We start from the raw sequence: 12,544 nt of genomic DNA on the forward strand, positions 1-12,544 counted from the left end.
GGGATTTTCGATGGCCAGACAGGCCAAGGCGCAACGCATTCTGACCCACAGCCAGATCTGGACCGCGATCGACCGGCTGGCGGAACGTGCCGGCATGTCACCCTCGGGTCTTGCCAAGCGCGCCGGCCTCGACCCCACCACGTTCAACAAATCCAAACGCATCGCCGCGGACGGCCGTGAACGCTGGCCGTCCACGGAATCAGTTTCCAAAGCGCTGGCCGCGACCAATTCGTCGATCGAGACCTTCGTGCAATTGATCGGCGACGGCGCGCGCAGCCAGCAGTCGCTGCCGCTGCTCGCCCTGGCGCAAGCCGGCGGCGGCCATTTCGACGATTCCGGCTTTCCCGCCGGCAAGGGCTGGGGCGAGGTGGCGCTGCCGTCGACCAGCGACGAGCATGCCTACGCGCTGGAAATCTCGGGCGACGCGATGAAGCCGACCTATCGCGACGGCGACATCATCGTGGTGTCGCCGGGCACGCCGATCCGGCGCGGCGACCGCGTGGTGCTCAAGACGTCAGACGGCGAAGTGATGGTCAAGGAATTGAAGCGCCGGACCACCAGGGCCCTGGAACTGCAGTCGCTCAATCCGGCGCATGCCGATCGCACGCTTGAGGCCGACGACGTCGCCTGGATCGCCCGGATCGTATGGGCGAGCCAGTAGGATTGCCGCCGTGCCGGACGTGCTGAGCGACCTGCTGCAACATTCTCTTCGCATCGTGCTGTGCGGAACCGCCGCCGGGACGACGTCCGCTGCCCAGCGGGCCTACTACGCGCACCGGCAAAACAAGTTCTGGGCGATCTTGCACGAGACGGGGCTGACGCCGGAGCTGCTGCGGCCAAATCAATATCGCAGTCTGCTGCGACATGGGATCGGCCTGACCGATCTGGTGAAAGCGGGCGCGGGGATGGACCGCGCCACGCTTCCCAAATTGACGGCAGCGGATCGCGCCCGGCTGAGCAATGCAATCGCGACATTCCGTCCGCAATTCCTTGCGTTCACCAGCAAGACGGCGGGGCAGAAATTCTTCGACGGCAAGCGGGAATATGGCGAGCAGTTGGAGCTGATCGGCGATACCAGGGTGTGGATACTACCGTCGACTTCAGGTGCCGCAAATGGAAGCTGGCGCCCGGAGATCTGGCACCAGTTTGCGGATGAGGTGAGAACGGTGGGCGCGCGGGCAAGCCGCTGATTTCACCACAGCGTCGCCCTGCGAACGCAGGGCCCATAACCACAAATGCTCATGGCGAAGAATAGCGTCTCACAGCCTGCCCTTTCCGCAGGCCGCGGCGTATGGGTCCCTGCTTTCGCGGGGACGACGGAGAATTACGTCGCGTAATCAGGCTCTTTCCGATCCAGCATCCGTTTCAACGCATCGAAATGCCGCTGCGCTGGGGTCGGGCCCTTGTAGAGATGCTCGTCCTTATAATCGCGCTTGGTTTTCTCCACCACAGGCGCCGGCAACTGTTTCAGCTTCTGCCCGGTCCACATCGCGTAGATCTGCACCTGGGCGGCACGCTCGACGTAATACAGCATGTCATAGGCTTCCGCGATGGTGGCGCCGACGGTGGAGATGCCGTGATTGGCCATGAACAGCACGGTCTTGTCGCCGATGACTTTTGCGAGCCGCGCGCCTTCGGCGGGATCGAGCGCCGGGCCGGTATATTCGTCGTCATAGGCGATGGCGCCTGACAGCCCGACCTCGGTCTGGCCGATTTCCTTGATGCGGGGATCTTCTAGCCGCGTCAGCGCGCTGGCATGCGGCATATGGGTGTGAAACACAGCTTTCGCCTGCGGCAGCGCCTTGTGGATCGGCGCATGGATGCAATAGCAGGACCGCTCCACCTCGCCCTCGCCGCTCTTAACCTCGCCGTCGTCGATGCCGACTTCCATGAAGCAGGACGCGGTGACCTCGGACCAATGCGTGCCGAACGGAATCTGGTAGTAGCGGTCGCTCTTGCCCGGCACCACGAAGGTCAGATGGTTGAAGATGCCTTCGGAAAATCCCTGGATGAAGGCCAGCCGGTGCGCGGCCGCGAGATCGACCCGCGCCTGCCATTCCTCGGCGCTGTACTCGCTGAGCGTCTGTGGCGAAACCCTGAACTGCATGAGCTTTCTCCCTGATCCGCTTATTTGCCGCCCCTCGGTGGAGGCTTTGACGACTGTTATGCACACTAGTGTAGCGCAATCCGGCGCCGCCATGGCTGAAATTGCGGCGGACCTGCCATCCCGGTTTGCGGGTCCGCGGCAGCAGCCAAGCCCTCCGGCGTCGTCCCGGCCTTGAGCCGGCACCTATAACCACAGACGTTCGTTGCTTGCATCAAGCTGGAGCCACAGCGAAGCCGATAACATCGGCCTGTGGCTATGGGTCCCTGCTTTCGCAAGCGACGACGGAAAGAGCTACGCACTACTTGCCAGCGCGCCGTCGATCATCGCGATCGCATTCGATACGCCGTACACCGCGACGAACGAGCCGAAGCGCGGGCCCTTCTCCTGGCCGAGCAGCACCTGGTAGAGCATGTTGAACCAGTCGAGGGAGACGCCCGGCCGGCCGTCCTTGCCCTTCTTGACAGGATCGAGGAACGGCTCGCGGCGGCCGATCTCATAAACCACGTTCTGGATGTCTTCGGCGCTCGATCCCGCCGGCAATTGCGACAGCGCGTCACGCAGATCCTGCAGCGCGGCGCGTTCGCTGTCGGTCGGCTCGCGGAACTTCTTGGTCGGCGCCACGAAGTCGCGATAGTAGTTGATGGCGTAGCCGACCATCGCGTCGAGCTTCGGATGCGTCTGCGGCGTGACGCCCGGACGATAGCGGCCGATAAAACCCCACAGCGTTTCAGCGTTCTCCGCATTCGACGACGACACCAAGGTCAGCAGGAGCTGGAAGGTGACGGGCATATCCGCCTTCGGCGGCTTGCCGGAATGGATGTGCCAGACCGGATTGGCAAGCTGCTGCTTGGCATCCTGCCGCGGAAAGCCGTCGAGGAATTGCTGATAGTCGTCGACATTGCGCGGGATCACGTCGAAATAGAGCCGCTTCGCTGCCTTCGGTTCGCGATACATGAACAGCGACAGCGATTCCGGCGAGGCATAGCGCAGCCATTCGTCGATGGTCAGCCCGTTGCCCTTCGACTTCGAGATCTTCTGGCCCTTTTCGTCGAGGAACAGCTCGTAGTTGAAACCCTCCGGCGGCGTGCCGCCGAGCGCCGAGCAGATCTTGCCCGACAACTTCACGGAGTCGATCAGGTCCTTGCCGGCCATTTCGTAGTCGACGCCAAGCGCAAACCAGCGCATTGCCCAGTCAGGCTTCCATTGCAGCTTACAATGCCCGCCGGTGACGGGGACCGTGACGCGCTCCTTGGTCTCGGGATCGTCATAGGAGACGGTGCCGGCCTTCACATCGTGCTGGACGATCGGGACATACAGCACCATGCCGGTGCGCGGGCAGATCGGCAGGAACGGCGAATAAGTCGCCGCGCGTTCCTCGCGCAAACTGGGCAGCATGATCTTCATGACGGCGTCGAGCCGTTCCAGCATGCGCAACAGCGCTGTGTCGAACCTGCCCGAGGTGTAGTAGTCGGTCGACGAGGCGAATTCGTAGTCGAAGCCGAAAGTATCGAGGAACGCGCGCAGCCGCGCATTGTTATGCGCGCCGAACGACGGGTGCTCGTTGGAGAACGGATCTGGTATCCGCGACAACGGCTTTCCGAGATGTGACGCCAGCATCTCCTTGTTCGGCACATTGTCCGGCACCTTGCGCAGGCCGTCCATGTCGTCGGAGAACGCAAGCAGCCGGGTCTTGACCTTGTCCTCGGTCAGCACGCGAAAGGCGTGGCGCACCATGGTGGTGCGCGCGACCTCGCCGAAGGTGCCGATATGCGGCAGGCCCGACGGACCGTAGCCGGTCTCGAAGAGTACCTCGTCCTTCGGGTTCTTCTTCAGCCGCGCGACAATGGCCTTGGCCTGCTCGAACGGCCAGGCGTTGGATTGTTCGGCGAGCGCGCGCAAATCGCTCGGGCTGGCGGCAAGGTCGATGACGGACATTTAAAGGCTCTCTGTGGAAGCTGCGGAAACTAGCGCCTCCGCGGCAAAATGCAAAATGACGGCAGAGCCGTCGTTCCGGGGCGATGCGAAGCATCGAACTCTGGGGCGCCCTTGCCCCCCGAGAATCTCGAGATTCTCAGATGCGCAATTGCACATCATAGTTCGCTTCGCGTCCCGGAATGACTCCGCTAAAACGGACTAATCGAAAAATACCGCAGCCACAGATCGGTGAAGCGACCTTTTTCCCAGATCCGGAACAGCGCCCAGTTCAGGGACGTCCGGAGCAGATCATTGCCCTTGCGCACCGCAATCCCGATGCCTTCGCCGAAATAGCGGCTCTCAACGAAGGGCCCGCCGGAAAAGGCGCAGCATTCGGCGGAATCGGTGCCGTTAATCCAGAACGCCAGCGAGATCGCATCGCCGAAGATGAAGTCGACCTCGCTCCGCCTGAGTGCCAGCCGCAGCGCGTCGTCGTTCGGGTAGGACTTGATCTCGGCGTCGGTGAACATCGCCTTCAGATAGGCCTCGTGCGAAGTGCCGGCGATGACGCCGACCTTCTTGCCTTCGAGATATTCCGGGCGGACCTCCGGCATCACGGCATCGCGCCGCGACACGAAGCGCGCCGGCGCGCGGTAGTAGGGATCGGTGAAATCGAGCCTTGCGCGCAAGGCCGGCGTCACCGCCATGGAGGCGATAATGGCGTCACCGCGATTGCTTGTGATCGCATCGACCAGCGTCTCGAACCGGCGCATCTGGATGGTGCAGGAAATCTTGATCTCGTCGCACAGCGCCCGCGCCAGATCGACGTTGAAGCCGGCGGGGTTGCCGTCGGGGCCGGTAAAGTTGAACGGCGGGTAATCGGTCTCGGTCAGGAACCGGATCACCGTGAGGCGCGACATGTCGGGCCGGTCCGGGCGCCGCCGCGGGTCCCAGAAGCCGGGCACCGCCTGCGGGGCCGCCTCGACCGCGGTGCGGGGTTGGGTTTGCGCCTGCGCCGCATTACCGCCGCCAGCCATCAACGCGGACACGATCGACAGCCCGACCAGCCACGCGCTGATGGTTCGATACAGTCTTGCATTGGTTAACTGGACGTTAAGATATGACATCTGCGGCAATGGCTTTGCGGAATTTCACGGCCTTATAGACCATCCGGCCCGCGATGCGAGGCCGTTTTCGCTCCTCGGCCAGCTTGCCGCTCAGAGATAGCGCTTCAGATCCTTAGCGGCTTCCTCGGGTGTCCGTTTCAGGTTGAAGGGCGCTACGAAATTGCCATCGCGATCCATCAGATAGATCAGCGCGGTGTGATCCATGGTGTAATCGCCGTCCTTGAGCGGGACTTTTTTTGCATAGACCCGGTAGGCCGAGAGCACCTTTGCGATCGCCTCCGGATTGCCGGTCAGCCCCTTCAAATGCGGGTCGAAGCTGGAGAGATAGTCCTTCATCGCGGCCGTCGTGTCGCGCTCGGGATCGACGGAGACGAACCAGGCGTTGACGCGGTCGGCGTCCTTGCCCATCGCCTTCAGCACTTCCGAAATCTCGAACAGCGAGGTCGGACAGACGTCTGGGCAATGGGTGAAGCCGAAGAAGATCAGTGTCGGCTTGCCCTTCAAATTCTGCTCGGTGACGGTCTGGCCGGCCTGGTCGGTCAGTTGAAACGGTCCGCCGATCGCGGCCGGCGCCGTGACGGTTCGCAAGCCGCCCATTGCCCACAGCATGATCGTCAGCCCGACCGCGAGGCTCGCGGCGAAGGCAGCGATAATCACCAGCGGGCGAATGGTCCGGTCCATGTCAGGAATTCCTTATTGCCCGGTCAGAAGCAGGCCGAGATGCCGGCGGCGATCATTTCGAAAAACACCGTGGTGCCGTAATGGAACCACAATGCAGCCGCGCCGAGCACGGCCAGCGCACCGAGGCCGGCAGCGCTCCAGACGATCACGGACGCGACCCGGCCCTGACGCGGGGCCGCCGCCATCGTTCGGACTTGCGTGGAAATCGGCTGAACCATGGGATTCAGATAGGGGCAGTTCCCGGTGCAGGCAAGCGGAATGGCCGTGCCCAACATCACGTCATGCGGAGGGCAAGTCGGGCGAGAGGTGCACCAAAAGCAAATGGCCGGGACGGGCCCGGCCACCGCGTTACTTTTTGGCGAAACGGCTGCGCTGGTTCAGCGCGAGGCAGGCTTGTTCGAGGAGGCCTGGGCGTCGAGATAGCAGGGCCTGTACATCGCCTGAAGCTGCTTGCCGCGCAGGAAGAGCATGCGCTGGGTCAGGCCACCGCGCGCCGCGATCCACCTCCGTACCGGCGGCGGATACATCGAATACAGCATCTGGGTTGCTTCGGGGTTGGTGATGGCACGGCCGTTGGCGCCGAAATCCCAGGCGGCATGGAAGCCGAGATTGGCGTGCGAGGTAACGCAGATCCGGTCATGGGGAACCGCGCCGAGCACGATGGTGCAGGCCGAGGCGCACAGGCCGTCGATGATCACGGTTTCGCCTGAGGTGCGTAAGCCCTGGTATCTGTCAACATAGGTGCCGATCCGGCCGCCGCGATCGTCGGCTATCCGCACCACCGCCTGGCTTGCCCCCATTCCCGCCAGCAGCAGCACCGCGGCAAGCAACCCCGTCACCAGCTTCATATCCCGCCCCAGTTCAAAAATATCGAAACCGAATCTGATCGTCTTCGTGATGCAAGACGTGGTGTAGCGTCGTTTGAGATCGTGATTTTGTCTAGGCAGCCACAGCAGGTCAAAACAAATTCAAATTAAGTGTTGCTTGGCCGCTGCACCCTCTGCGCGTAAAGGTCCCAAACTGGAACAAACGACTCTTGCCGAGATGGCGACGCAGCCGCAGGCAAGAATCCGTTTGCCGTTGACCGCGCGCGAGGACGCGGGCTTGAATCAAAAACGGCGTGGGGGAGGAAACGATGGCTGACGATGCAGACGTAATTGTGGTCGGCGGTGGCTTGGCGGGACTGGTCGCGGCGACGGAGATCGCAGACGCCGGCAAACGCGTCATTGTCGTCGACCAGGAAGGCGAACAAAGCCTTGGCGGACAAGCCTTTTGGTCGTTCGGCGGATTGTTTCTGGTCGATTCTCCCGAACAGCGCCGGCTGGGCATCAGGGATTCGTTTGATCTTGCCTTGCAGGATTGGATGGGCACCGCGGGCTTCGACCGCGACGACGACCATTGGCCGAAGCGATGGGCGGAAGCCTATGTCGCGTTCGCGGCCGGCGAGAAGCGGGAATGGCTGCGCGCGATGGGCCACCGTATTTTTCCGGTGGTCGGCTGGGCCGAGCGCGGCGGCTATGACGCGATGGGCCACGGCAATTCGGTGCCGCGCTTTCACGTCACCTGGGGCACCGGCCCCGGCATCGTCGAGCCGTTCGAGCGCCGTGCGCGCGAAGCGCAAAAAAATGGCCGGTTAACGTTCAAGTTCCGCCACCGCGTCGACACACTCATGATGGCGAACGGCGCGGTCGAGGGGGTCGGCGGTTCGGTGCTCGAGCCCGATAGCGTCGAGCGCGGCAAGAGCTCATCGCGCCAGGTCATCGGCGATTTCACGCTGCGTGCGCACGCCGTGATCGTCGCCTCGGGCGGCATCGGCGGCAATCACGACATGGTCCGGCAGAACTGGCCGAAGCGTCTGGGCGAGCCGCCGAAATTCATGATCTCCGGCGTGCCCGAACATGTCGACGGCCGCATGATCGGCATCGCCGAGGCCGCCGGCGCGCGGCTGATCAACCGCGACCGCATGTGGCACTATGTCGAGGGTATCCGGAACTGGAACCCGATCTGGCCGCGCCACGGCATCCGTATCCTGCCCGGCCCCTCCTCGATGTGGTTCGACGCCACGGGCAAGCGCCTGCCCGCGCCGCTCTTCCCCGGCTCCGACACGCTCGGCCAACTGCAATACATCATGTCGACCGGCTACGATTACTCGTGGTTCATCCTGACCCAGAGCATCATCAAAAAGGAGTTCGCACTCTCCGGCTCCGAGCAGAATCCCGACCTCACGGGCAAGAGCTGGCGCATGACGATCAAGCGCGCCACCAACAAGGGGGCACCGGCGCCGGTGGAAGCGTTCAAGCAGAACGGCGCCGACTTCATCGTGCGCGACAATCTCGGCGACCTCGTCAGCGCGATGAACGCGCTCGCCGGCAACGACCTGCTCAAGCACGATCACATCAAGGCGCAGATCGAGGCGCGCGACCGCGAGATCACCAACCCCTATGTCAAGGACGCGCAGGTGATGAACCTGCACAATGCGCGCCGCTACATCGGCGACAAATTGATCCGCACCGCAAAGCCGCACAAAATTCTCGACCCCGAACACGGCCCGCTGATCGCGGTGAAGCTCAACATATTGACGCGCAAGACACTGGGCGGTTTCGAGACCGACCTCGACTCGCGCGTGTTCGGCACCAACGGCGAGATCATCAGGGGCCTGTACGCCGCCGGCGAAGCCGCCGGATTCGGTGGCGGCGGCATGCATGGCTACCGCTCGCTGGAAGGCACCTTCCTCGGCGGTTGCCTGTTCTCGGGGAGGAATGCGGGACGCGCGGCGGCAAAGGCAGCTTCCTGATTTCCCGCCGTGATGGCCGGGCTTGTCGCGGCATGGCGGGCCCAATCTCAATGCAAATAACGCAGTGGCGCATGGGACACGAGCGCGCTAAGTAACCGCCGCCCCCTACTAGGAGAACAATATGACCATCCAGCGCTTCGAAACCGGACCTCGCATGAGCCAGGCCGTCGTCCACGGCAACACCGTCTATCTCGCCGGCGTCGTTGCCGGCAAGGCCGCCGGCAAGAGCGTGACCGAGCAGACTCAGGACATTCTCTCGATCATCGACGGCCATCTCGCCAAGGCCGGCACCGACAAGTCGAAGCTCTTGTCGGCTACGATCTACATCACCGACATGAAGACCTTTCCCGAGATGAACGCGGTGTGGGATGGCTGGGTCTCGGCCGGCAACACGCCGGCCCGCGCCACCGTCGAGGCCAAGCTCGCCGCCCCGCAGTACAACGTCGAGATCATGGTCGTCGCGGCGAAGTAACGTCGGTCAGCCGCTAACCGTCTTGTTGCCCCGGATTGCAGGCGCAATCCGGGGCATTTTCATCTGCCTCTCACGCGCTGATCCGTGCCCCCGTGACATCGCCGATATCAGCCTGAAGCCACCGCGCGATCCGGCGCCAGGAATGGCGCAAGGCCCTGCGCCCCATGAAAAGGCCGAGGTGACCGCATGGCTCGGAGGCCCGTTCCAGCCATGCTTGCGGCGCGCCCAAAAGCCGCTCGGTTGCGAACGCCTGATCGGGCGGGACGACGATGTCGTTCTCTCCCGCCAGCAGGAAGACCGGCACGCGCACCTCAGCAGGATCGATCCTGCGGCCGAGCGCGACGAAACGCCCTTCAGCGATCTGGTTCTCGCGAAAAACCCGGTCGGTCACCTCGAGATAATAGGCTCCCGGCAGATCCAGCGTCTCACGATCCCAGCGCTTGAAACGGTCCAGCAGCATGCGCGCCTCGTCCGATCCATCGCGAAGATTCCTTTGCAGCACGGCTTCGACGTCATGCTGGCTGAATGGAATGTTCCAGAACCGCAGCATGTGCTCGCCGTTCACGATCCCTTCACCCTGCTGCACCATCTGCTCGAAAGCCGCATGCGGAAGTGCGGCCACCATCTTCGAGAGTTCTGACGGCGCGGAAACATCGACCGGCGCACCGGCGAGCACCAGCCTCCGCACCTTGCCGGGGAAACGAGCGGCGTAGACCAGTGACAGCCACCCGCCCTGGCACAGGCCGACAAGATCGACCGGCGCGCCGATCTCGTCGATCGCCACATTGAGTTCGGCAAGATAATTGTCGATCGACAGATGGCGCATTTCCGGCGTGGCCGAGCGCCAGTCCGTGACATAGATGCGGTTCATGCCGTCTCGTTGCAGCGCTCCTACCAAACTGTGGCCCGGCGCGAAGTCCGCGACCAGCGCGCCGTGCAGCGCATAGGGCGCGCAAACGAGCACCGGCTGCCCCGCATTGCCTCGCGAAAACGCCCGCAGCCGCATCGACGGAAGTTGCAGCGCCACGACGTTTGGCGTGGTCCAGGCCAGCGGCATCTGCTCCGGGGCGCGGGAAGGCGCGGGCCTGGGATCGGCGAACCATTGCGCATAGCTGTCGAGCGCCAATCGCGTCGCTTCCAGCGGCCACAGCCATACCTGCTGCGCCCAATCGGCGCCCGCATGCTGCTCCGGCGTCTCCGGCATCTTGGGTTTCTCTGCCACAGCCGTTCCCGATTGATCGTCCCACCATGGTGAGGACGGCAAGAGCCGAGGTCGCATGCTTTTACGCCAGATCCGGCGCAGGCCCTAGCCTGATCGATCGTCGGAAATAGGTCAGCACCGCATCCGCAAGATGCATGATTGCCAAAAATCGAAATCCTTGACCTCTGAGGTAATCGATTGGCGCGTCGGATTTTTCGATAGTCGGTCAGCCGGCCCATTCGGCCGGAACGAAGGAGAGCATGATGACCGACGTCAACAAGATTGCCCGCAGCTACATCGATCTGTGGAACGAGCGGACGCCAAGCCGCCGCCGCGAAATTCTCAGCCAGAACTGGACCAGTGACGCCCGCTATGTCGACCCGCTGATGTCGGGCGATGGCCATGACGGCGTGGACGCGCTGATCGCGGGCGTGCAGCAAAAGTTTCCGGATTTCAGGTTCAGGCTGATCGGCGAGCCCAATGGCTTTGGCGACCACGTCCGCTTCTCCTGGGGCCTCGGCCCCGACGGCGGCGACAGCCCGATCAAGGGCACGGATTTCGCAGTCCTCCGCGACGGCCGCATCCGCAGCATCACCGGCTTCCTCGATCAGGTGCCGGCGGGGGCGTAGCTGAGTCTCGACGCGCGGGCGGTCGGCTCCCTCCCCCCTTGCGGGGGAGGGCTGTCCACCGCATCTCACCGCACGTTCGTGACGATCGCGAGCGCCCCTCAATGGGTGAGACGGGCGGAAATATGCGACTGATTTGCCCCTCGCGTGAAGCGGAATATTTTTGAATCCCGGGCTTGACACGGTTTCTGAAAATCAGAAGTGATTTGCCCCGTCGGCTTATCTTGTCCCGGGTCATTGCATGATTGCGCTAGCGCGCGCGGCAAATCAGACCGTCGTCCTGGGCAAGCGAGCAACGCGAGCGCGACCCGGGACCCATACGCCGCGGCGTAAATTATTTCGCGCGCGCGTAGACGGCCTCCGTCAACAACGCAAACCTGTGGTTATGGGTCCCTGGGTTCGCAGGGACGACGCGCATCAGAGAAGTGTGATCGCCGATAGATGGTGGGCACGGCGCTAATCGCGCCTTTGCCCAACCCTGCGCTGAAAAATAGCTTGCTCGGAGCAAAACGTTCTGCTGCAACAACGATGGTCCGGCCGGCCCTGTCGCGACGTTGCGGAGCATAGAACCGGCGCGGGATTTGCTTCGCTGAGCCGATCGAGAAACGGAGCTGTCATGAGCATCGACCTGACCCGCCGCACCCTCCTTCACCTGGCCGGCGCCTCGTCGTTGAGCGCGGCCGCCACGGCGGCAGCGCTGGCGGAAGGAGCGGCTGACGGCGCTGCCGGGCCGACCTTCGCCAACCGTACGCCGATGCGGATCGGCATGGTGACCTTGCGCGTGCGTAACCTCGATCTCGTCACCAATTACTATCGCGACGCCATCGGGCTCACCATCTTGCAGCGCACGGCTACCGGCGCCCGTCTCGGCGCGGGCGGCGTGCCGCTGCTCGATCTCACCCTGCGCGCGGGCGCTGCCAGCGAGGCGCGGAATGCCGCGGGCCTCTATCACACCGCCTTCCTGATGCCGACCCGCAAGGATCTCGCGCGCTGGCTGGTGCACGCCGCAACGAATAAGGTGCCGCTCTCCGGGTTTGCCGATCACCTCGTCAGCGAGTCCGTCTATCTCGACGATCCCGAAGGCAACGGCATCGAGGTCTACGCCGACCGCGCGCCCGAAAGCTGGAAATGGGATGGCGGCACGGTCGCGATGGCGACCGACCCGCTTGATATCGACGGCCTGCTGACGCTGACGAATCCGCGCATCTCCAACTATGCCGGGGCGCCCGACGGCCTTCGCATCGGCCACATGCACCTGCGCGTCGGCGACCTCGAACAGGCCGACCGCTTCTATGGCGGCGCCATCGGCTTCGACCCGACTCGCAAGCGCACCGGCGCCGCGTTCCTCTCGTCGGGGCGCTATCACCACCACCTCGGCATCAATGTCTGGCAGAGCGCCGGCGCCGGCCGGCGGGATGATGCGGCCACGGGACTTGCATGGTTTTCGCTCGAGGTCGCATCGGAGGAGATCCTGCAGGCCCAGCAGCAGCGCCTGCGACAGGCGGGCGCGCCGGCAGCAGCGATTACGAACGGCATCGAGACGGCCGATCCCTGGGGGACGAAGGTGCGTCTCATCAAGGTTTGACGGCGCGACAAACGAATGAACGACAGCGTCCCCTGCG

At 63.6% G+C, this 12,544-nt stretch carries 13 protein-coding genes; 6 read left to right on the forward strand and 7 right to left on the reverse strand.

Translation table 11 applies throughout. From position 1 onward, the window contains the following. The first annotated feature begins 10 nt into the window (after positions 1 to 10). Together V1278_RS35690 and V1278_RS35695 are read left to right on the forward strand one after the other, a co-directional pair. On the forward strand, positions 11 to 661 hold the full coding sequence (locus tag V1278_RS35690; RefSeq protein WP_334383918.1) for a S24 family peptidase: 651 nt from the start codon (positions 11 to 13) through the stop codon (positions 659 to 661). 10 nt (positions 662 to 671) lie between these two features. Further along, on the forward strand, positions 672 to 1,190 hold the full coding sequence (locus V1278_RS35695) for a mismatch-specific DNA-glycosylase (protein WP_334383919.1): 519 nt from the start codon (positions 672 to 674) through the stop codon (positions 1,188 to 1,190). A 134-nt stretch (positions 1,191 to 1,324) separates the two neighbouring features. On the opposite strand, the gene V1278_RS35700 is transcribed toward V1278_RS35695, so the two are convergent. From V1278_RS35700 to V1278_RS35725, 6 genes are all read right to left on the reverse strand, one after another. Continuing rightward, on the reverse strand, positions 1,325 to 2,107 hold the full coding sequence (locus tag V1278_RS35700; protein WP_334383920.1) for a class II aldolase/adducin family protein: 783 nt from the start codon (positions 2,105 to 2,107) through the stop codon (positions 1,325 to 1,327). A 291-nt stretch (positions 2,108 to 2,398) separates the two neighbouring features. Then, the gene (locus V1278_RS35705; RefSeq protein ID WP_334383921.1) at positions 2,399 to 4,042 is read right to left on the reverse strand and encodes a lysine--tRNA ligase; all 1,644 of its coding nucleotides are present in this window, start codon (positions 4,040 to 4,042) and stop codon (positions 2,399 to 2,401) included. 188 nt (positions 4,043 to 4,230) lie between these two features. Continuing rightward, on the reverse strand, positions 4,231 to 5,058 hold the full coding sequence (locus V1278_RS35710) for a transporter substrate-binding domain-containing protein (protein ID WP_334369124.1): 828 nt from the start codon (positions 5,056 to 5,058) through the stop codon (positions 4,231 to 4,233). 180 nt (positions 5,059 to 5,238) lie between these two features. Continuing rightward, on the reverse strand, positions 5,239 to 5,829 hold the full coding sequence (locus V1278_RS35715; protein ID WP_334383922.1) for an SCO family protein: 591 nt from the start codon (positions 5,827 to 5,829) through the stop codon (positions 5,239 to 5,241). Between the two features lie 23 nt (positions 5,830 to 5,852). After that, a complete protein-coding gene (locus tag V1278_RS35720) occupies positions 5,853 to 6,104 on the reverse strand; it encodes a hypothetical protein (RefSeq protein WP_334383923.1) in 252 nt (83 codons plus the stop codon). A gap of 102 nt (positions 6,105 to 6,206) precedes the next feature. After that, positions 6,207 to 6,677, reverse strand: a complete 471-nt coding sequence (locus V1278_RS35725) for a hypothetical protein (protein ID WP_334383924.1) — start codon at positions 6,675 to 6,677, stop codon at positions 6,207 to 6,209. 287 nt (positions 6,678 to 6,964) lie between these two features. Between V1278_RS35725 and V1278_RS35730 the strand changes: the two genes are divergently transcribed. Together V1278_RS35730 and V1278_RS35735 are read left to right on the forward strand one after the other, a co-directional pair. Continuing rightward, positions 6,965 to 8,623, forward strand: coding sequence for an FAD-binding dehydrogenase (locus V1278_RS35730; protein ID WP_334383925.1), 1,659 nt, complete (start codon positions 6,965 to 6,967; stop codon positions 8,621 to 8,623). 121 nt (positions 8,624 to 8,744) lie between these two features. Beyond that, the gene (locus tag V1278_RS35735; protein ID WP_028347975.1) at positions 8,745 to 9,095 is read left to right on the forward strand and encodes a RidA family protein; all 351 of its coding nucleotides are present in this window, start codon (positions 8,745 to 8,747) and stop codon (positions 9,093 to 9,095) included. A 70-nt stretch (positions 9,096 to 9,165) separates the two neighbouring features. On the opposite strand, the gene V1278_RS35740 is transcribed toward V1278_RS35735, so the two are convergent. Further along, positions 9,166 to 10,299 (reverse strand): alpha/beta fold hydrolase, encoded by a 1,134-nt coding sequence (locus tag V1278_RS35740; RefSeq protein ID WP_442893796.1) that lies wholly within the window; start codon positions 10,297 to 10,299, stop codon positions 9,166 to 9,168. 260 nt (positions 10,300 to 10,559) lie between these two features. Here V1278_RS35740 and V1278_RS35745 point away from each other — a divergent pair, with 260 nt between their 5' ends. Beyond that, positions 10,560 to 10,925, forward strand: a complete 366-nt coding sequence (locus V1278_RS35745) for a nuclear transport factor 2 family protein (protein WP_334366325.1) — start codon at positions 10,560 to 10,562, stop codon at positions 10,923 to 10,925. 613 nt (positions 10,926 to 11,538) lie between these two features. Beyond that, the gene (locus V1278_RS35750; protein ID WP_334383926.1) at positions 11,539 to 12,507 is read left to right on the forward strand and encodes a VOC family protein; all 969 of its coding nucleotides are present in this window, start codon (positions 11,539 to 11,541) and stop codon (positions 12,505 to 12,507) included. Positions 12,508 to 12,544: the final 37 nt, after the last annotated feature.

It is taken from the genome of Bradyrhizobium sp. AZCC 1577, assembly GCF_036924575.1.
Classification (GTDB): domain Bacteria; phylum Pseudomonadota; class Alphaproteobacteria; order Rhizobiales; family Xanthobacteraceae; genus Bradyrhizobium.